Origin of the sequence: Lachnoanaerobaculum sp. ICM7, from assembly GCF_000287675.1 — a bacterium.
GTDB lineage: Bacteria > Bacillota > Clostridia > Lachnospirales > Lachnospiraceae > Lachnoanaerobaculum.
Genome location: NZ_ALJL01000027.1, coordinates 49,942 through 70,028, shown reverse-complemented (window position 1 = coordinate 70,028; position 20,087 = coordinate 49,942). Strand labels below are relative to the sequence as shown.

The 20,087-nt window shown below is 36.7% G+C and carries 16 protein-coding genes and 2 pseudogenes; 16 read left to right on the top strand and 2 right to left on the bottom strand.

Going from position 1 to position 20,087, the window contains the following annotated elements; genetic code table 11:
• Both HMPREF1140_RS09580 and HMPREF1140_RS09575 read left to right on the top strand, forming a co-directional pair.
• A pseudogene (locus HMPREF1140_RS09580) lies at window positions 1-1,220 on the top strand (N-acetylmuramoyl-L-alanine amidase family protein); the annotation flags it as partial.
• A gap of 202 nt (window positions 1,221-1,422) precedes the next feature.
• On the top strand, window positions 1,423-1,929 hold the full coding sequence (locus tag HMPREF1140_RS09575; RefSeq protein WP_009663620.1) for a hypothetical protein: 507 nt from the start codon (window positions 1,423-1,425) through the stop codon (window positions 1,927-1,929).
• Window positions 1,930-1,966: 37 nt separating this feature from the next.
• Here the strand turns inward: HMPREF1140_RS09575 and HMPREF1140_RS09570 are convergent, their stop codons facing one another.
• Window positions 1,967-2,971, bottom strand: a complete 1,005-nt coding sequence (locus HMPREF1140_RS09570; RefSeq protein ID WP_009663641.1) for a LacI family DNA-binding transcriptional regulator — start codon at window positions 2,969-2,971, stop codon at window positions 1,967-1,969.
• A gap of 392 nt (window positions 2,972-3,363) precedes the next feature.
• On the opposite strand from HMPREF1140_RS09570, the gene HMPREF1140_RS09565 reads away from it, so the two are divergent.
• The 8 genes from HMPREF1140_RS09565 (at window position 3,364) to HMPREF1140_RS09530 (ending at window position 12,079) form a co-directional block, all read left to right on the top strand.
• Window positions 3,364-4,557, top strand: coding sequence for a substrate-binding domain-containing protein (locus HMPREF1140_RS09565; RefSeq protein ID WP_009663613.1), 1,194 nt, complete (start codon window positions 3,364-3,366; stop codon window positions 4,555-4,557).
• 138 nt (window positions 4,558-4,695) lie between these two features.
• The gene (locus tag HMPREF1140_RS09560) at window positions 4,696-6,231 is read left to right on the top strand and encodes a sugar ABC transporter ATP-binding protein (protein WP_009663591.1); all 1,536 of its coding nucleotides are present in this window, start codon (window positions 4,696-4,698) and stop codon (window positions 6,229-6,231) included.
• A complete protein-coding gene (locus tag HMPREF1140_RS09555) occupies window positions 6,231-7,202 on the top strand; it encodes an ABC transporter permease (protein WP_009663609.1) in 972 nt (323 codons plus the stop codon). The genes HMPREF1140_RS09560 and HMPREF1140_RS09555 overlap by 1 nt, the downstream gene beginning before the upstream one ends.
• Before the next feature lie 17 nt (window positions 7,203-7,219).
• Window positions 7,220-8,440 carry an S-methyl-5-thioribose kinase gene (mtnK, locus tag HMPREF1140_RS09550; RefSeq protein WP_009663596.1) on the top strand — a complete coding sequence of 407 codons (1,221 nt, stop codon included), beginning with the start codon at window positions 7,220-7,222 and terminating at the stop codon, window positions 8,438-8,440.
• Window positions 8,441-9,532, top strand: a complete 1,092-nt coding sequence (gene mtnA, locus HMPREF1140_RS09545) for an S-methyl-5-thioribose-1-phosphate isomerase (protein WP_009663592.1) — start codon at window positions 8,441-8,443, stop codon at window positions 9,530-9,532.
• Between the two features lie 17 nt (window positions 9,533-9,549).
• Window positions 9,550-10,539, top strand: a complete 990-nt coding sequence (locus tag HMPREF1140_RS09540) for a dihydroxyacetone kinase subunit DhaK (protein WP_009663628.1) — start codon at window positions 9,550-9,552, stop codon at window positions 10,537-10,539.
• Window positions 10,540-10,547: 8 nt separating this feature from the next.
• Window positions 10,548-11,186: a dihydroxyacetone kinase subunit L gene (locus HMPREF1140_RS09535; protein WP_009663642.1), complete on the top strand. Its 639-nt coding sequence runs from the start codon at window positions 10,548-10,550 to the stop codon at window positions 11,184-11,186.
• Between the two features lie 2 nt (window positions 11,187-11,188).
• Window positions 11,189-12,079, top strand: coding sequence for a ribokinase (locus HMPREF1140_RS09530; RefSeq protein ID WP_009663618.1), 891 nt, complete (start codon window positions 11,189-11,191; stop codon window positions 12,077-12,079).
• 94 nt (window positions 12,080-12,173) lie between these two features.
• Here HMPREF1140_RS09530 and HMPREF1140_RS09525 read toward each other — a convergent pair.
• Window positions 12,174-12,464: pseudogene (locus tag HMPREF1140_RS09525) on the bottom strand (Rpn family recombination-promoting nuclease/putative transposase); the annotation flags it as partial.
• Window positions 12,465-12,622: 158 nt separating this feature from the next.
• Here HMPREF1140_RS09525 and HMPREF1140_RS09520 point away from each other — a divergent pair.
• The 6 genes from HMPREF1140_RS09520 to cas6e are packed head-to-tail and all read left to right on the top strand — an operon-like array spanning window position 12,623 to window position 20,082.
• Window positions 12,623-15,400: a CRISPR-associated helicase/endonuclease Cas3 gene (locus tag HMPREF1140_RS09520; protein ID WP_009663617.1), complete on the top strand. Its 2,778-nt coding sequence runs from the start codon at window positions 12,623-12,625 to the stop codon at window positions 15,398-15,400.
• A complete protein-coding gene (locus HMPREF1140_RS09515) occupies window positions 15,387-17,039 on the top strand; it encodes a type I-E CRISPR-associated protein Cse1/CasA (protein ID WP_009663616.1) in 1,653 nt (550 codons plus the stop codon). Before HMPREF1140_RS09520 ends, HMPREF1140_RS09515 begins: the two co-directional genes overlap by 14 nt.
• 9 nt (window positions 17,040-17,048) lie before the next feature.
• A complete protein-coding gene (gene casB / locus HMPREF1140_RS09510; RefSeq protein ID WP_009663632.1) occupies window positions 17,049-17,627 on the top strand; it encodes a type I-E CRISPR-associated protein Cse2/CasB in 579 nt (192 codons plus the stop codon).
• On the top strand, window positions 17,617-18,723 hold the full coding sequence (cas7e, locus tag HMPREF1140_RS09505; RefSeq protein ID WP_009663589.1) for a type I-E CRISPR-associated protein Cas7/Cse4/CasC: 1,107 nt from the start codon (window positions 17,617-17,619) through the stop codon (window positions 18,721-18,723). The genes casB and cas7e overlap by 11 nt, the downstream gene beginning before the upstream one ends.
• Before the next feature lie 11 nt (window positions 18,724-18,734).
• The gene (cas5e, locus tag HMPREF1140_RS09500) at window positions 18,735-19,457 is read left to right on the top strand and encodes a type I-E CRISPR-associated protein Cas5/CasD (protein ID WP_009663607.1); all 723 of its coding nucleotides are present in this window, start codon (window positions 18,735-18,737) and stop codon (window positions 19,455-19,457) included.
• A gap of 1 nt (window position 19,458) precedes the next feature.
• Window positions 19,459-20,082: a type I-E CRISPR-associated protein Cas6/Cse3/CasE gene (gene cas6e, locus HMPREF1140_RS09495; protein WP_009663637.1), complete on the top strand. Its 624-nt coding sequence runs from the start codon at window positions 19,459-19,461 to the stop codon at window positions 20,080-20,082.
• Window positions 20,083-20,087 lie beyond the last annotated feature (5 nt).

The window sequence follows — 20,087 nt, the reverse complement described above, 5'->3', positions numbered from 1 at the left end:
GTTCAATAGTAGCAACTGATATGAATGTATCTGATATAGAAGCAACAAATGCCGCTTCATATACAGGCCAGTTCAACAAGACTCTTGAGAGTGGAAAGACATATGTATTCGGTTATACAACAATAGTCGGTGCATTTAAGGTAACAGTAAAAGATGCAAGAGATAACTCTATAGTAACAAGACTTACTCTTAGCAGTACAAATACAGTTAGTGATTTTGAATCACTTTATAGAAGTGCAATACAGTCAGACTATGTAGACAATGACGGTATTACATGGCATTACGAGGGATTAAGTAAGGACAGAGGAATGTATGATCCTTATGATCCGACTCTTCGTGTAACAGCTGATGAGACAATCTATGTTTACTATTCAAATGATAAGGCTGAGCGTAGAAAAGCTGAGGCTGATTTAAAGGCGGCTATTAAGAATGCAAACAATCAGTTAAACAGAATCAATGATCCTGTAAAGAGAGCAGCACTTCAGGCGGCTATTAATGCGGCACAGGCTGTAATTGACAGAATAAACAGAAAGTCATCTACACCTGAGCTAATAGCAGCTCTTCAGGCGCTTAATGATGCAGTGGTTGATGCAGGCGGAAGAGTACCGAACAGCGGTGGTCGTGGTGGCCGTGGCGGTTCAGGCGGCGGATCAGGAAGCGCAAGCAGAAGATCAAGCGGATATACAGCAGGTCTTAGAGTAGGCTACGACGGTAACTGGGAGCTTACAAATCCTGTAGAAGCTACAGCAAATCCTGACAGCAGCAAGTGGGTATTCAACCTTGCAAATGGTGGAAGAGCTAAGGGATGGGCATACTTAAGCTATACTTACGAAGGAAAGACAAAGTCTGAGTGGTATCACTTTGCTGAGGACGGCATCATGGATTCAGGATGGTTCTTAGACGGAAGTACATGGTATTATCTGTCAATGAATCACAACGGATTCTATGGTGAGATGATTAAGGGATGGCATCATGACGGCCAGGACGGAAGATGGTATTACCTTGATCCTTCAAGCGGTGCTATGCATACAAACTGGAGCAAGATAGGAGGAGAGTATTATTTCCTCAATCCTACAGCACCTGCACAGACATGGTTTTTTGATAATGCAACAGGTAGATGGAATTTTGGTAATATAAGTTCAAGACCATATGGTTCAATGTATCAGAATGAAACTACACCTGACGGTTATCATGTAAATGAAAGCGGAGCTTGGAGATAATCAATAGTTTATAAAGACTTGTAGATTTACTCATTCCGAAAATAATAAAGGGGAGTCACACGAAAGTGTGGCTCCCCTATTTACATATATTGGAATAACATGTAATATAGTAGTATATAGACTGTGCGTAGATTGTGTTAGAATACGATATAAGAATATAGTATTTTTATACAAAATATTAAAATTTAGGAGGGTTTATCATATGAGTAGTTTTGAACTTAAAGATTTTGAACAAAAAATGAATGAATTACTTGATTTTGACGGCATTGTGCTTGCCGTATGGGGCATGAAGCCGAATTATAATAAAGAAAAGTTTGCTGTAAGCTTTGATATCGGTATAGATCTGATATTTGATTTATTATCATTTACAGAGTATGATTTTGAAGAGAAAACTTTTGAACCGAATGTAAGCGATATATTTATAATAAATACATTCTATGAATGCCTGATGAATTTTTCAGATATGACGGTAGAATATGTAGGCGAAAATGAAATAAATATATATGTACCTGTGGAAGATGCATATGCGCAACTTGAGATAAGGGATATAGAGTATCTTACTGTGACTGTAACAAGTTATAAAAAAGTGGCATTTTGTAAAGGTGACAAGCCGGTCAAGATAGGAATATATGATTTTGATGCAATGAAGTATGAAAAATTCCCTGAAAACTTTGTTAAGGGAGATCCTAAATTTTATTGTTTCGGATAGAAACATAATAGAATAAAAATGTAGCAAAAAGGCTTTTTTAAGCCTTTTTTGCCACACTGTCTCTGATGATTAAATTTCCGGTAATTAAAGTTTTTACCGGTTTATTTTTTTTGTCCTTTTTTATTTTTAAGAGTTGTTCCACAGCAAGTTTTCCTATTTGCTTTCTTTGTACATGAACTGTAGTAAGAGCAGGCGAAGAAACTGCAGAGTAAGGTATATCATCAAAACCTATTATAGAGATATCTTTCGGTATTTTAACCCCCTTTTCTTTTAAAGCCTTTATAGCACCAAGAGCAAGAGTATCATTGTCCGCAAAGAAACAGTCGGGAAGTGTACTTAGATCACCAAGTTGCTCAAGCATATCATTATAAGCACCGATCATAGTGGGAGAGATCATATATGTATGCTCTTTTACATAGTCCATTTTTAGCCTTTCCACACTATCTGTGAATCCTTTTTTCCTTAGTTGAAAATTTTCAGAATATACATTTCCACCGATGTATCCGATGCTTTGATGTCCGCATTTTTTTAGATAATCAACAGCAATATAGACATTCTCTTCATTATTCATACAGACACTGTTGCAGGTAGTGTATGGGCAAACATTGTCCACCACAACATAGGGAATGGATATGGAATCAAATAGTGGATACAGATCCGGAGTAAACTCTGTACCTATCAGTATAATACCTTCATATTGGCTAAGATCTGTTTCTGATAGAAACTTTTCAAAGCTCTCCTTATGCACTCTTAAAACCATATTTAAATTTTCTTTTTGAAGTCTGCTCTCTATTGCGTCCAGTATTCCGGCTATAAAACCTTGATTTTCTTCAACAAAAACACCGCTTCTGTAATATTTCAGAACCAGTACATTTTTATTTTCCGTAATTCTTTTTCTTTGTTGAGGGTAATAATTATATTCCTTCATTGCCGCCAACACCTTTTCTCTTGTTTCCTCACTGACGCCTTTTTTTTCATTTATTACTATGGAAATAGTGGCAGGAGAAACATTTATCAGTTTTGATAACTCTCTAATGGTCATAGTATTCTCCAAAGAAATGTTGTTCACTAAACAATAATTGTTTTCAGTAATCATAATACTATTTCAAAAATATATTGTCAAATAATTATAAGTACAATATTTTACTTTAAATGTGTAGGATGGTGAACGAGAAGATTGTCTTTGGTGATTATATACTATAAAAAATATTATTTTTGTTTATAAAAACATGTTAAACAGTTTGAATTTAAGTTTATTAAACGATAAAAGGCGATTAAAAACAGTTATTATACAATATACACAAAAATATTACATTAATCTATGCACAAAATAGAATAATTCAGATTGTATTGACATTTAAACATAATAATATTATTGTTTATATAAACGATAGTTCTTGATTTGTTAAATATTTAGTAAACAAGGAGGATGATATGAGAAAGGTCAAGAAATTAGTTAGTGCGTTGTTAATCGGTGCAATGGTTAGTGCTCCACTGATCGGATGTGGCGGAGGAGCTACAAAGAGTGCAGACAGTACTACCGCAACTGTAGCAGACTCTAAGGCTGAGGAGAGCAAGACAACTGATGCAAGCAATCCTGTAGCAGGTAAGAAGGTAGCATATATTATGATTATGCCTTCAGCTACTATTTTCCAGATGTGGAAGGATTCATGTAAGAAGCTTTGTGATGAGCTTGGAGTACAGTTTGATTTCTTCTTCTGTGACGGTGACTTTAATAAGTGGCAGGATACTATAAGAACATGTGCATCTGCAGGCTATGACGGACTTATTGTAAGTCATGGAAATCAGGACGGTTCATATGTATTCTTAAAAGGCATCTTGGATGAGTACAAGGATTTAAAGATCGTTACATTCGATACACAGTTCTATGCAGACGGAGAGTACAAGAAGCTTGACGGTGTTACTCAGATGTTCCAGCAGGATAAATCTTTGGTAACTGTTCTTCTGGATGAGATGGTAGCTAAGTATGGTGAGGGAGTAAGACTTGTAAAGGTATGGAGAGGCCCTAACTATAACAGCCCGTTTGACAGAAGAGAAGAAGGCTGGCAGGAATACGAGAAGGCGGGAAAGATTGTAACTGTAGGCGAGGTACAACCTTTACAGGACTCTGTAGACTCTGCAAACACTGTAACGGCGGCTTATCTTCAGAGCTTAAAGAGAGAAGATGTTGACGGTGTTATTGCATATTACGATATGTATGGACAGGGTGTATATAATGCACTTATCGAAAACGACAATATGAACGGTAAGAACGGTGATGCGCTTCCTATGGCATCGGTAGATATTGATCCGGTTGATATTACAAATATGCAGACAAGACCTGATATATGGACAGCGGCAGGAACAACAGACTGGACATTAAACGGAGAGATTGCTATGAGACTTCTTTTGCTTGAGATGGCAGGAGAGTATGACAAGATTTATGATCCGGCAACAGGAGAAATGGGAGTTGATGTTGTAGAGGTTCCGGGTACAGCTATTAAGGCATCAGACTTAAAGACAGATTCAAACGTAGAGAATCTTGGAAACGTAGCAGGAGAAACTTATGGTAACCTTAACTATCTCTCAGAAGCGGATTGGATGCCAAAGGATCTTTTACACAAATAATAGGGATGTAAATATAAGTCTACCAAAGATTAGCGACTTATAAAATTAATGAATGAGGTGAGTTTATCAGATACATTTACTTTTATTTTTAAAAGTCATTGAAATTTTGATGACTCACCTGTTTTAGATTGGATGATTATGGACAGAATAAAGTTAAGCACAAAAAATGTGTCGATAGAATTCCCGGGAGTAAAGGCCTTAGAGGATATAAACTTTGAGGTAAGTACGGGAGAAATAAGGGCTGTTGTAGGAGCAAATGGTGCCGGAAAGTCCACGCTTATGAAGGTATTATCAGGTGCCAATCCTACATACACCGGAGAAGTATTATTAAATGACAAAGATGTGGAGCTTAGAACTCCTGTAGATGCAAAAAAATGCGGTGTTCAGATAGTGTATCAGGAAGTAGATACAGCACTGTTTCCAAACCTTACAGTAGCTGAGAATATTATTCAGGGTGACTTGGTAATGGATAAGGGAAATACCATCTTAAACTGGCGAGAGGTCTATAAAGAGGGTAGAAAAGCTCTTGACAGACTTCATATCAGTAAGGAAAGGATAAATGAAAGGGATCTGGTTTCTAAGCTTTCACTTGCAGATAAGCAGATGGTACTTATAGCAAAGGCAATCAGAAGAAAGTGTAATTTCCTGATACTTGATGAGCCGACGGCTCCACTTAGTAATCAGGAGACAAAAGAGCTTTTTGAAGTTGTTGAGCATTTACACAAAACGGAGAATATAGCAATACTGTTTATTTCCCACAGATTGAATGAGATACTGGAAATATGTGAAAGTTATACGGTAATGAGAAACGGAAAGTTGATCGGTACATATCCTATAGAAGAGTCAACTACCACCAAAGAAATAGTGGAACTTATGCTTGGAAGAACTTTTGAGGAAGCATACAAAAGAGAAGAAATTTCTATAGGTGACACTATTTTTAAAACAGAGAATTTGAGTGAAATCAACGGAAGAATAAAAGATATAAACTTACATGTAAGAAAAGGTGAAATACTTGGTATAGCAGGGCTTGTCGGAGCGGGTAAGTCTGAACTTTGTAAAACTCTTTTCGGAGCATATAAGAGTACCGGAAAAATCATATTAAACGGTAAAGAACTGAATCTAAAAAATCCTGCACTTGCAGTTAAAAATAAAATAGCACTGGTACCTGAGGAGAGAAGAAAAGAAGGTGTACTTGTAGAAGAGAGTGTAAGCTTTAATTTATCTGCGGCGTCCTTGGAAAAGTTTTGTAAATTGTCTTTCATAGACAAGAAAAAGGTAACAGACAATGCAAAGAGTTATATACAAAGCCTTAATGTATCAACACCAAGTCCAAGACAGCTTGTAAAGAAACTTTCAGGCGGAAATCAGCAAAAGGTTGCTGTAGGAAAATGGTTGGCTGCAGATTGTGAGCTTTATATATTTGATGAACCTACAAAGGGTGTTGATGTAGGTGCAAAGCAGGATATTTTTGATCTTATTCATGAAATAGCAAAAAAAGGAAATGCTGTTATATATGCAACTTGTGAGAACCAGGAGCTCTTGGCCCTCACAGACAGAATTTATGTAATGTACAATGGCGCTATAAGTGCAGAACTTATTACAAAAAATACAAATGAAGATGAAATAATGTTTTACAGCGTAGGTGGTAAGCAAAGTCAAGAGGAGGTAGTTTGATGGAACGCAAAAAATTAATAAAGTTTGGTATAGATTGGGCTGCTATCCTGGCACTTGCTCTATGTTTTATAGCATTTACAGCAATTAAGGGCAGTGCATTCATGTCCCAGAGCAATATGGTAAATATTCTCAGAGCTATGGCAATAACCACGGTATTCGGTATTGCGGCTACAATTACCATGGCGCCTGACGGATTTGATATGTCTGCCGGTACTTTGGGAAGCTGTTCAGCTTATGCGTTTGTATCGTCATACCTTTGGTTCGGACAGTCACTGTTTATGTCGGTAGTAATAACTATAGTGACAACTTTGATTTTATATCAGCTTACCATGTTTCTTATTCTGGTATGTAAGATACCGGATATGCTTGCGACTTGTGCTTTGATGTTTGTTCATCAGGGACTCGGACAGTGGTATATAGGAGGTGGTGCAGTATCCACAGGTATGAGAACACCTTGGAATGCGGAACCTCTTAGAACAGCTCTTTCAGATTCTTTTTCGGCAATAGGAAGAGCGCCTTGGATAATTATCATTATGCTTGGATGTGTGCTTGCCGCATATATTTTCCTTGATTTTACAAAGTTTGGAAGATATTTGTATGCAATGGGTGGAAATAAAGAAGCTGCAAAACTTTCAGGTATTGATATTAAGAAATACAGATATGTAGCAGGTATGATAACTGCTGTATTTATAGCTATCGGTGGTATTTTAGTTTCATCAAGAGGAAGTTCTGCACAGGTTATGTGTTGTGACAACTATTTGATGCCTTCACTTGCAGCAGTTTTTGTTGGAAGAACTGTAGGAGGTGCTGAAAAACCTAATGCTCTTGGAACAATGATAGGCTCAATGCTTGTATCCACACTTGAAAACGGACTTACTATCTGTGCAGTACCTTTCTTTGTATTGCCGGCGGTAAAGGGTGCGGTACTTGCTTTGGCACTTATAGCGGCATATGCATATAAGAGAGAATAATATAAAAGGGAGTCAGTATGAGTAGATTTGACACATATTTTCAGATGGAAGAAAAGGATATAGTTGAGTATACTTTATTAAAAGCAACATCTATAGACTGGGATAAGGACAGCATGAAGGCTGTTATACCTAAAGAACATGGGAATTTAAACTATGTCTACAGAGTAACGGATGATAAGGGACATTCGATTTATATAAAGCAGGCAGGTACCGAAACAAGAATCTCAAAGGATATGAAGCCTTCCAGAGACAGAAACAGGCTGGAATCGGAGATTTTAATGTTACAGGAAAAATTTGCAAGCGGAATGGTACCATATATTTATTTTTATGATACTGTGATGTGTGCCTGCGGTATGGAGGACTGTTCAGACTTTTTGGTAATGCGTCAGGCAATGCTTGAGCATAAAATATATCCTCATTTTACAGAAAAGATAACGGACTTTTTGATAGAGACATTACTAAAGAGCAGTGATGTGGTAATAGACCATAAAGAGAAGAAGGTAATCGGAGGGAAACTCGTTTCACCTGATCTTTGTGATATTACGGAAAAGCTTGTTTTTATGGAGCCATACAATGATCTCAATCATAGAAATAATGTTTTTCCTCCAAATGCGGACTTTGTAAAGAAGGAGCTTTATGAGGATAAGGCATTGCATTTTGAAGTTGCAAAGCTTAAATTCAATTTCATGACAAATGCACAGGCATTGATTCATGGAGATTTGCATACAGGTTCTATTTTTATAAAAGAAGACGGTTTAAAAGTATTTGACCCTGAGTTCGGTATACTTGGACCTTGTGGATATGATATCGGAAATGTTATAGCAAATCTTATTTTTGCCTATGACAACGGAATTGCTTACGGAAAGAAAGAGTTCACTGACTGGATTCTTAAATCAGTGGAAGAGGTCATAGATTTATTCATAGAAAAGTATAATAAATATTATGATGAGTGGGTAAGTGAGCCGATGGCAATGGTAGAAGGCTTTAAAGAGTACTATCTTGACTGTATTCTTAGAGACACGGCAGGATTTACCGGAACAGAGCTTCACAGAAGAACTGTAGGAATGGCCAATGTTACAGATGTAACTACAATTGAAGATGAGAAAAAGAGACTTGTGGCTGAAAGAATAAATATTTTGGCAGGTAAGGAGTTTATACTGAAAGCGGACAGCTTTAAAAGTGGTAAAGATTATGTAGATACTATACTAAAGTGCAAAGCTTTGGCAGAGGAGTTATAAATGGGTATTGAAGAATTTTTTGATAAAATAATCTCTGTGAAAATGACGGAAGATAAGGAGCTGAATATTATTGACCAAACGCTTCTGCCGGGAGAGATAAAGAGAATAAACTTAAATACAAAGGAAGAAATCTGGGAAGCTATAAAGAAGCTTAGAGTACGTGGGGCTCCTGCAATAGGAGTATGTGCGGCATATGGTATTGCAAAGACGGCTTCACAGATAGAGGCAGACAACTATGCTGATTTTGAAAAAGGGTTTTTGGAATTAAAAGAGTATTTTGCCTCTTCCAGACCTACAGCAGTAAATCTTTTTTGGGCACTTAATAGAATGGAAGATGCCCTGAAAGCAAATAAAGAAAAAAGCATTGATGAGATAAAGGAAGCTTTATTTAAAGAAGCTGAGGATATCAGAAATGAGGATGTTGAAATAAGCCGTGGAATAGGAGCTTTGGGATTTAAGCTTTTAAAAAAGCTTAAAAGAAACGGTAAAGAGATCGGTATAATGACTCACTGCAATGCCGGAACATTGGCGACAGCAAAGTACGGTACGGCGACAGCGCCGATGTATATGGCACTTGAAAACGGATTTAACGGTGATGATATGCATGTCTACTGTGATGAGACCAGACCTCTCTTGCAGGGTGCAAGGCTTACAGCATTTGAGCTTAGTAATGCCGGAATAAAGACGACATTACAATGTGACAATATGGCATCTATTTTAATGAAATCGGGTAAGATAGATATTATATTTGTAGGTTGTGACAGAGTGGCAAGAAACGGTGATGCGGCAAACAAGATCGGTACATCAGGACTCGCTATTATAGCAAAGCATTACGGCATTCCATTCTATGTATGTGCACCTACATCAACTATTGATATGAAGGCTGAAAGTGATAAGGACATCCCTATAGAGATAAGAGATGGGGAAGAGATTACAGATATGTGGTATAAAGAGAGGATGGCACCTGAGAATATAGGTGTATATAATCCTGCATTTGATGTTACCGATCATTCACTTATAACAGGTATTATTACCGAAAAGGGTATTTGTAAATATCCATTTGATAAGGCATTTAAGGAATTGGGACTTTAGGACAGATAGGAGATAATATGAAGAAGATAATCAATGTTCCTGAGAATTATACAGATGATATGTTAAAAGGCATTTATAGTGCACATAAGCAGGTTAAGTATGTAGCAGATGACCTCAGATGCTATTGTATAGCAGATAAAAAACCCGGTAAGGTGGCAATCGTAACAGGTGGAGGTACCGGACATTTACCGCTATTCCTCGGATATGTAGGTGAAAACCTGCTTGACGGTTGTGGTGTGGGAAGCGTTTTCCAGTCACCTTCGGCAGAGCAGATATATGAGATATCAAAGGAAGTGGAAGCGGGAAGTGGAATACTCTATCTATACGGAAATTATACCGGAGATATTATGAACTTTGATATGGCGGCTGAAATGCTTGAGATGGATGATATAAAGACCAGAAGCATTGTAGGTGCCGATGATGTACTCTCAAACAAGCTCCCTGAAACCAGAAGAGGTGTTGCGGGCATATTCTTTATGTATAAGTATGCAGGTGCGGCAGCGGCAAATATGGGAAGCCTTGATGAAGTATATGAGGCGGCAAATACAGCTAAACAAAATACAAGGACTGTGGGATTTGCATTGACACCATGTGTTATACCTGAGCTTGGACATGCCAATTTCTCTTTGGCGGAGAATGAAATGGCATTCGGTATGGGAATTCACGGTGAGCCGGGAGTTTGGAACGGAGATATAAAGAGCGCAAAAGAACTTGCAGATGAAGCCGTGGGAGAAATCCTTGATGATATAGAAATAGGAAACGGTGATGAAGTTGCAGTACTTATAAACGGACTTGGTGCAAGCAGCATAGAAGAGCTTTATATACTTTCAGGAGAAGTGAGCGGGATATTGGCCTCAAAGGGTATAAAGATCTATAAAACATTTGTAGGTGAGTATGCAACAAGTATGGAGATGGCAGGTGCATCCATATCTATTTGTAAGTTAAACAGTGACAAGGAAAAGGCTTGGCTTGATATGGAAGTAAAGACTCCATTTATCAGATTATAGGAGTTGTTATGACAGAGATTAGAATAGAGGATCTTCCGGAATTATTTGAGTCTATAGCTAAGGTGTTTGTCGAGAAAAAAGATGAACTATGTGCAATGGATGCAAATATGGGAGACGGTGATCTTGGGCTTACTATGAGTAAGGGCTACAGTGCAATGCCTGATCTTATAAGAGAAAATACGGTAGAAAATAATGTGGGAAAGACATTGTTTAAGGCAGGCATGAAGATGGCTTCAGTGGTACCCTCAACCATGGGTACATTGATGGCAAGCGGTATAATGGAAGCCGGCAAGTCATTAAATGAAAAGGATAAGATAGATGCCAAAGATTTGGCGGTTTATTTTGAAAGCTTTGCAGCAGGAATCAAGAAAAGAGGAAAATGTGAGGCAGGAGACAGAACAATATATGATGCACTTTTATTGGCAGGTGAAAGAGCAAAAGCAGCAGCGGATGGAAGTTTGCTTGATGTAGCAAGTGCGGCACTAAAGGGTGCGGATGAAGGTGTTGAAGCTACAAAAGATATGTTGCCTAAGTTTGGCAAGGCTGCGGTATTTTCCGCTAAAGCAAAGGGCATTGCAGACCAGGGTGCTGTAGCTGGATACCTGATGGTAAAAGGAGTATGTTTATTTTTAGAAAGTAAGAGTTGATAATGAAGGTACTTAATTTTGGTTCACTAAATCTGGATTATGTATATGATGTAGACCATTTCGTGAGAGAGGGAGAGACCATATCCTCGGAAGACATGAATGTATTTTGTGGTGGAAAGGGGCTCAACCAGTCTGTGGCTTTGGCAAAGGCAGGTGTTAAAGTATACCATGCCGGAGCAGTGGGAAGTGCAGACGGAGCTATGCTTTTGGAGGCACTTTCAGATGTAGGAGTCGATATATCTTACGTAAAAAGGTATGATATGTCATCAGGGCATGCCATTATACAAAAAAACAGAGCAGGCAATAATTGCATACTTTTATATGGTGGAGCAAACCAAAATATAGGTATTGACTTTATCAAAGAGGTATTAAAAGATTTTGATAAAGGAGATATACTTTTACTTCAAAATGAGGTGAGTAATCTTTCATTTATTATAGATGAGGGATATAAAAGGGGAATGAGCATTGTATTAAACACCTCACCTATAAATGAAAAGATATTTGAATGTGATTTGGAAAAGGTGGAATATCTTATACTCAATGAAATAGAGGCTGCGGATATACTTGGAGCCTCAGACACCGGTGAAGATGAGCTGATAGAGAAGTTGACAAAAAGATTCCCGGGAATGAAGATAGTGTTGACTTTGGGAGAGAAGGGCTCTGTATATGTGGACAAGACTCAGAAGATAAGACAGGAAATATACAAGGCTGATGTAGTTGACACTACGGCAGCAGGTGATACCTTCACAGGTTACTTTATAGCAGGAATAGTTGCAGGCACAGATGTTGCAGCATCCTTAAAGCAGGCTGCCCGGGCTGCAAGTATTACAGTAAGCAGAAAAGGTGCATCACCAAGTATTCCGTTTGCAAAAGAGGTTTGCGAAAGATTTTAGAATGCAGAATGCCACAAAATCATTATAACAGATGATTTTGTGGCATTTTTAATATTTTATAGAAAATTATTGATTGGACTATAACACATAAAAGTTATTGTAATATATTATATTCCATTAACAACTTATATCTGTAATCTTTGTCTGTGTTGGCTCTGCGAAGCTTATCAATATTACCTTCGTTTAACAGTAACTCATTAAGCTTACTGACCATATCGGCACCTTCCTGCCTGCCTTTTTCCAGACCTTTTTCCATACCTTTCTCCAACCCTTTTTCGATTCCTTTTTCAATTCCTCTATTTTCAATAATATCAAGAACTTCACACATATATTTAGCCTCCTTTTCATTAGCTTCATTTATTGAATTTTCAAATCTTTTATCACCATATATTTTTATTGTATCAATTATAAATTTTATTACAATACTGTTATTTAAGTCTGAGATTATTTTGATATATTAAAGGTAATAATTATTTACAGCAGGTATTTTTAAAGGACAGCATATGTAGTAAAATAAAGTCATTGAAGATTGTAGGAGGGGATATGATAGAGGCTTTATGGGCAAAGAAAGAAGAAAAAGACGGATTAATGTATTGGTTACCGCTCATAGTTCATTTAGAAGATACGGGAAGAATTATGGGACTTTTGTGGGAACATTGGCTAAGCGAGGGACAAAAGAGGATTGTTTCAGTTGATACAGATATTGGAAAACAAACAGCAGTATTTATAGGTGCAATTCATGATATCGGCAAGGCAAGTCCGGCTTTTCAGCTAAAGAAAGGCTTCTCAAATTCTAAGGACTTAGATAAGGAGTTGATAGAAAAGCTGGTAAGGGCAGGGTTTATAGGTATTGACTCGCCGGATTTACTGGCATCACCTGAAAAAACACCGCACGGACTGGCAGGAGAGGTTATACTAAGTGTATTAAGCGATAGATTTAAAAAGGAAAATGACATAGGCTCTATTGTAGGTGGACACCATGGAAGACCTATAGATAATAAAAGCATGATTTCTGAAGTACTTAAATCATATAAGAAAAATCTCTTCCAAAGTGAAAATGAAAACAGTGATATATATAAAATATGGTTAAGTATACATACAGATATTTTAAACAATGCATTAAAAAATAGTGGTTTTAAAAGATGTGAGGATATACCGGTACTATCTCAGCCTGCACAGGCAATGCTTCTTGGACTTTTGACAATGGCAGATTGGATCTCCAGTAATACATACTTCTTTCCACTAATTGGAATTTTTGATGATGCCGATATTGATATGAATAAGAGATGTGAGTATGGTTTTAAAAAGTGGAAAAAATCTAATGGCAGTGATATATGGTTACCGGAAATATATGCTGATTGTAATGAATTGTTTAAGGAGAGATTTGGCTTTGAACCAAGAAATGTACAATCAATATTCGCACAGACAATCAGCGATGCAAAAAATCCCGGACTTATAATACTTGAAGCTCCGATGGGACTTGGAAAAACAGAAGCAGCACTTGTAGGAGCCGAAGAACTTGCCATAAAGTCGGGTAGGGGCGGACTGTTTTTCGGGCTTCCTACACAGGCTACATCTAATGGTATATTTCCTAGAATAATCAGCTGGCTAGGCAAACTGAGTGCAGATCTTGGTGAAAGACGAGGACTAAGACTGGTACATGGTAAGGCCTTTTTAAATGAAGAATATAATAATCTAACAAATGCTTCAAATATAGATATTGATGGAGATAATGAAGGCAAAGAAGGTTTCGTAGTGAATCAGTGGTTTTGTGGAAAGAAGACAGCCATAATGGATGATTTTGTAGTAGGTACTGTAGATCAGCTTTTGATGATGGCACTAAGGCAGAAGCATTTGGCACTAAGACATCTTGGACTCAGTAAAAAGGTTGTCGTAATTGATGAGGTACATGCTTATGATGCATATATGGATCAATATCTGAATATGGCACTTGAATGGCTGGGAGCTTACAATGTACCGGTAATACTCTTATCTGCAACATTACCGAAGAAAAGTAGAGTTGACTTTATAAATCATTATCTGATTGGTAATGGAGTGAAGCTAAATAAAGATGATATAGGGCATTTAGAGGTGGATGATTATCCTTTGATTACCTATACTGATAATGATAAAGCATTAAATGTAAAGGACTTTGCACAGATAGAAGATAAGAGAATCGAGATAAAATATACTGACACTGAGAATTTGCCTAAGCTACTGGATTCCTTACTTGAGGGGGGAGGTAATGCCGGTGTTATTGTAAATACAGTGAAGAAAGCACAGGATATTGCTAATTTACTTTCACTAAAGTTTGGAGATAGTAATGTTATGTTACTTCATTCTTCGTTTATAGCTACAGACAGAGTGAAAAATGAAGAAAAGTTGATGAAATATCTTGGTAAAGACGGAGATAGACCACAGAAGCTGATTGTAGTAGGAACACAGGTTATAGAGCAGTCTTTAGACATTGATTTTGATGTAATGATAAGTGATATTGCACCGGTAGACTTATTGATACAAAGAATGGGAAGACTCCATAGACATACAAGAGATAATAGACCAAGGAAACATAAAAAACCTGTACTATATGTTTTGGGAAATAACAAGAATTTGGATTTTGAAAGCGGATCAAAGGCAGTCTATGGCGGATATCTATTGACAAGGACAGGATACTTTCTGGGAGATAACATAAATCTTCCAAGTGACATCTCAAGGCTAGTACAAGTAGTATATGATGAGAGTATAGAGCCGGATTTATCGGATGAATTACGTGAGAAATATAGTGAATATAAGAGTGAATATAAAGCACTGGTAAACAGTAAGGAGAGTAGAGCCGGTACGTATAGATTAAGTAGTCCTATCCTAAAAAAACGTATATCTAAGGAACCGAACCTTATCGGATGGCTTAATAACCAGTCAAGGGCTTCCGGTGAGGAAGATGGAAATTCACAGGTAAGAGATACTCAGGATACCATAGAGGTAATTGCTCTAAAGAAGTTTAAAGATGGATATACTACATTTGATGGCAATGAAGATATATCACAAAATATTGAGAATGCTGAAATAGCGAAAAAGATTGCAAGTTCTACAATAAAACTTCCAAATAAGTTGTCAAAGCCCTATAATATAGATAATACTATAAAGGAATTAGAAGATTTTTATATAGATAAATTACAAAATTGGAATAATTCTGTGTGGTTAAGTGGAACTTTATGCGTGATATTTGATGAGAACAATGAGTGCACTATAAATGGAGTAAGCATGGTATATGACAAAAAATATGGTTTGATATTAAAGGGGGAAGATGATGCCAAGGTATAATTTATTGGATGAAAAATGGATTCAGGTCGTAAGTAAAGATACTGTAGAAAAGGTTTCTATAAAAGAACTATTTGCCGGTGCCGGGTATTATAAAGAATTGGCCGGGGATATGAAAGCTCAGGATTTTGCAGTAATGAGGGTTATGCTGGCAATTCTTCATACAGTATTTTCAAGGTTTGACTCAAACGGAGAGCCATATGGATTTTTCGAGGTGGATAAAGAGAAATTTTTACAGACCGGCGGACTTAAAGAAGGTGATTTGGATGACTACGAGGAGGCATTATATCAGACTTGGATTGATATATGGAATGCGAAAGAATTTCCTAAAGTAGTGGATGAGTATTTGGAAAAATGGAGGAATAGATTTTTCTTATATGATGATAAATATCCATTCTTTCAGGTGACAAAAGAGATTATAGAAAAGGATGCCGGCGGTGGTGGTGAGTTTTATGGAAAAAATATAAATAGGCTTGTTTCAGAGAGCAATAATAAGCTGGCATATTTTTCACCCAAAGATGAATCTTATAAGGAATATATGGCTGATGATGAATTGGCAAGGTGGCTTATAACATTGCAGGGATATATAGGTACATCTGATAAGAAGAAGGTTGGATCTGCAAAGACTTATTCCAAGGGATGGCTGTATGATTTGGGTGGAGTATATCTTCAAGGCAATAATCTATTTGAAACATTAATGCTAAATTTTGCAATTGGTCATAGTGAAAATAACAATTTACTAAAGATTCAAAAACCTTCTTGGGAGGCAGAAACAATAGAGAAAAATATAGAGTTATATTTTCATAATGGAATTGACAATATTGCTTCACTCTACACTGCGTGGTGCAGAGAAATATTTATAGATCCCGGTAGAATGCAAGAAGACAAGTTTGTATGTTGTATAGCGAAATTGCCGGAGATTGAACATTTCGATGCTTTCCTAGAGCCGATGACTGTTTGGAGGTATAATAAAGATGGGGAGTATAAGGATAAATATAGACCAAGAAAACATAATGCAAATCAGTCAATGTGGCGAAACTTTGGACTATTGACAGGTGTGGGAGAGGGTATAAGAAAGCCCGGAGTTATAGAATGGCTGAATAAATTAGATGATATATCTGATTCTGTAGAATTGGGACTGGCGAAGGAAAATATTACATTATGTGCAGTATGTATGTTGGATGATGGCAATGCAACATCCTGGGCACCCATAGATGAGGTTGAAGATACTCTCAACCTTAAAGAAAGGGTGTTGGTAGATACTGGTTGGGTAATACGAATAAATAAAACTATTACAGATACGATAGATATCATTGAGAGAGTGTTAAAAAGGTTCATAACGGATTTATTAGAAATAAGAAATATGGACAAGTCAGGTGATTCAAAATATGTGGAACAGTTTTATTTCAGAATAGATCTATCGTTTAGAAAATGGATTGAAAGCATTGATATTGATGATGATAAGGATGCAAAAGAAATTGAATGGCAGGGGATACTAAAAAAATCTATGAAAGAGTATGTAGATGAAATAGTATCAAGTGCCGGTTTAAGAGACTATAAAGGAATAGAAACAAGCAAAGGTATAAAGAATATTGCAACAATATATAATTCATTCTTATATAGATTAAATCAAAAAGATTAAGGAGGTTAGATGGAGAGTGTAAAAAGTGTTTGTGGGAGAATTCTTAAAGAGCTCTATGCTATTCAGGAATATTCCACGGGAAAGGCAATACTTTCAAGGCTGAGGAATTCTATTGGAAGAGACTATGCCGATATGGCAGATATAATGCCATTTGTCTTTGATAAACTGCCTGAAAGTTTTCTTGGAAACAGCAAGAAGATGACTGATGAGGAAATGTGCATATTGAGCTGTTTACAGCTATATGCAATACATCAACAGGGGGAAGATCTTTGCGTCAATACTACTGAAGGCGAGTACAGTAATGTAGGAACAAGCTTAAAATCGCTTAGAGTAGGTGATGATGCTACAGCAGTGGATAGAAGATTTAATGCAATGATTACATCAATTGATTTTGATGAGTTAATAGTGCATTTAAGGCATTTAATAAGGCTATTAAAGTCAAAGCAAAAAGGTGAAAGAATTGACTACGCTAGACTTGCAGACGATTTGTATTGGATAAGAAAGAACAAAAACAAAGAGAATATTATTTTAAATTGGGCAAGAGAATATTATAAGTTCAATAGTAAAGGAGAATCAAATGAACAGTAGATTATTTTTGGATATGCATATTATACAGACATTACCACCCTCTAATATCAATAGAGATGATACAGGTAGTCCAAAGACAGCTCTATATGGTGGAGTAAGAAGAGCAAGGGTTAGCTCACAGTCATGGAAGGCTGCAATGAGAAATTACTTTAAGGAATGTGGAGAAGTAGCTAATGTAGGTGTAAGAACAAAAGATATAGTAAGCTATGTTGCTGTAAAGATTAGAGAAATAAATAGTACAGTACTTGAAAAAGAAGCTATGGACAGAGCGGCAGAGGCGATAGAAAAAGCCGGAATAAAACTGAAAGATAATAAAGATAAGAGTGCTAAAGAAGCTAAAGCTTTATTCTTCCTTGGAGAAAACCAGGCAAAGGATATTGCAAGAATAGCAGCAGAAGCAGAAGTAGATGCAAAGGGCAAGCTTGTATTAGACAAGGAGTCATTGCAAAAGGTTTTAAATGATAATGTTGCTATAGATATTGCATTATTTGGAAGAATGGTGGCTGATGATCCAAGCTTGAATGAAGATGCATCTTCACAGGTAGCTCATGCTATTTCCACACATGGAGTACAGACTGAGTTTGATTACTTTACAGCGGCAGATGATTTATCACCGGAGGATAATGCAGGAGCGGGTATGATTGGAAATGTTGAGTACAATTCATCAACACTTTATAGGTATGCAAATGTTGCACTTCATGAGTTTTTACATCAACTTAAGGACAAAGGTAGTATGATAAATGCTACAAAACTATTTGTAGAAGCATTTGTAAAGTCATTACCTACAGGCAAGATAAATACATTTGCCAATCAGACATTGCCAAGCATACTGGTGATTAATTTGAGAGAGGATAGACCGGTAAGTCTCGTAAGCGCATTTGAATCTCCTGTAAAATCAGAAGAAGGATATGTTGTAGGTTCTATAAAAAGAATGACGGATGAGATGAAAAAGATACAAAAGTTCGTACAAAAGCCTGTAAAGACACTTTATTTATCGATAGATAATGTGGATATTACAGATGGTGAGGAAGTTGATTCACTGGATGAATTACTTGAAAAGCTTGGAGTAGAAATAGAAAATTATCAATTTAGCTAAGGGGTGAAAATGTGAAAACTATATTATTAAAGTTTGCAGGACCTATGCAGTCCTGGGGAACTGACTCACATTTTGAAACCAGACATACAGATCTTTATCCATCAAAAAGTGCAGTGGTAGGATTAATAGGGGCTGCACTCGGGATAAGGAGAGATGATGAGGCTATCAAAGAGCTGGAAAAGATAAAATTTGCAATAAGGATTGACCAAGAAGGCAGTCTTTTAAAAGATTATCATATTGCAAGAAAATATAAGCCGACTGGAGATTTTGACAGGACTTATGTCACAGAGAGATATTATTTGGAAGATGCGGTATTTGTAGTTGCAATATCACATGAAGATAATAATCTTATAGAGAAAATATATGAAGCTTTGAAGAGACCCTATTTTCAAATGTTTTTAGGGAGAAGATCGACACCGGTTTTGGCAGATTTTATTCTGGGAAATTTTGATGGAGATATAAGTAGCATATTGGAAAAATGTGAGTGGCAGGCAAAAGAATATTATAGGAAAAGATATAATAAAAGTCAGAAATCATTGGATGTATATTGCGATAAGGGTGTTTTTGATAAGACTGACAGAGAGGCATTGAGGCAAGATAAGGTTATATCTTTTTCAAAGAAGAATAGGCAGTTCAGTTTCAGATATGAGGCACATACAAAAATCTATGTAAAAAACAGTATGTTTGAAGCTGAGGATACAGACCACAATATTTTTGATTTGGTAGGTGAATGATATGTATATTTCAAGAGTTGAGTTAGATATATACAATAGACAGAAGATAAGAGATTTGACACATTTGGGAGCTTATCATAACTGGGTGGAACAAAGCTTTAGAGAAGAGAGTGGGGTAAGAAGTAGGAAGCTTTGGAGACTTGATAATATAAATGATAAGAAGTATTTGTTGTTGGTAAGTGTAGAGAAGCCCGATCTAAAATTGCTGGAAAAATATGGTGTGCCAAGTAGTGCAGTAACAAAGGACTATGATGCATATATAAGCAAGATAAAAACCGGTATGAGGTTACGCTTTAGACTTGTAACAAATCCTGTACATGCAGTGATGGAGGATGGCAAGCGAGGCAGTGAAAAGCCACACATTACAGCAGAATTTCAAAAGAAGTTCTTTATGTACAGAACTATAAAAAATGGTTTTGAAGTAAATGAAGATGAGGTGAATATTGTAGAGAGGGGATTTGAGATACTAAGAAAATCCGGTTCAAAGTCGGTAAAAGTGGTAAAAGCTACATTTGAAGGGGTATTAACTGTAGTTGATGAGGATAAGTTCAAATCTGTTTTGGAGAATGGATTCGGTAAGAAAAAAGCTTATGGCTTTGGACTTATGACCGTTATACCGATATGATAGTA

Coding starts and splice junctions, on each gene's coding strand:
- HMPREF1140_RS09575 (WP_009663620.1), top strand. CDS start 1,423: ATGAGTAGTTTTGAACTTAAAGATTTTGAACAAAAAATGAATGAATTA.
- HMPREF1140_RS09570 (WP_009663641.1), bottom strand. CDS start 2,971: ATGACCATTAGAGAGTTATCAAAACTGATAAATGTTTCTCCTGCCACT.
- HMPREF1140_RS09565 (WP_009663613.1), top strand. CDS start 3,364: ATGAGAAAGGTCAAGAAATTAGTTAGTGCGTTGTTAATCGGTGCAATG.
- HMPREF1140_RS09560 (WP_009663591.1), top strand. CDS start 4,696: ATGGACAGAATAAAGTTAAGCACAAAAAATGTGTCGATAGAATTCCCG.
- HMPREF1140_RS09555 (WP_009663609.1), top strand. CDS start 6,231: ATGGAACGCAAAAAATTAATAAAGTTTGGTATAGATTGGGCTGCTATC.
- mtnK (WP_009663596.1), top strand. CDS start 7,220: ATGAGTAGATTTGACACATATTTTCAGATGGAAGAAAAGGATATAGTT.
- mtnA (WP_009663592.1), top strand. CDS start 8,441: ATGGGTATTGAAGAATTTTTTGATAAAATAATCTCTGTGAAAATGACG.
- HMPREF1140_RS09540 (WP_009663628.1), top strand. CDS start 9,550: ATGAAGAAGATAATCAATGTTCCTGAGAATTATACAGATGATATGTTA.
- HMPREF1140_RS09535 (WP_009663642.1), top strand. CDS start 10,548: ATGACAGAGATTAGAATAGAGGATCTTCCGGAATTATTTGAGTCTATA.
- HMPREF1140_RS09530 (WP_009663618.1), top strand. CDS start 11,189: ATGAAGGTACTTAATTTTGGTTCACTAAATCTGGATTATGTATATGAT.
- HMPREF1140_RS09520 (WP_009663617.1), top strand. CDS start 12,623: ATGATAGAGGCTTTATGGGCAAAGAAAGAAGAAAAAGACGGATTAATG.
- HMPREF1140_RS09515 (WP_009663616.1), top strand. CDS start 15,387: ATGCCAAGGTATAATTTATTGGATGAAAAATGGATTCAGGTCGTAAGT.
- casB (WP_009663632.1), top strand. CDS start 17,049: ATGGAGAGTGTAAAAAGTGTTTGTGGGAGAATTCTTAAAGAGCTCTAT.
- cas7e (WP_009663589.1), top strand. CDS start 17,617: ATGAACAGTAGATTATTTTTGGATATGCATATTATACAGACATTACCA.
- cas6e (WP_009663637.1), top strand. CDS start 19,459: ATGTATATTTCAAGAGTTGAGTTAGATATATACAATAGACAGAAGATA.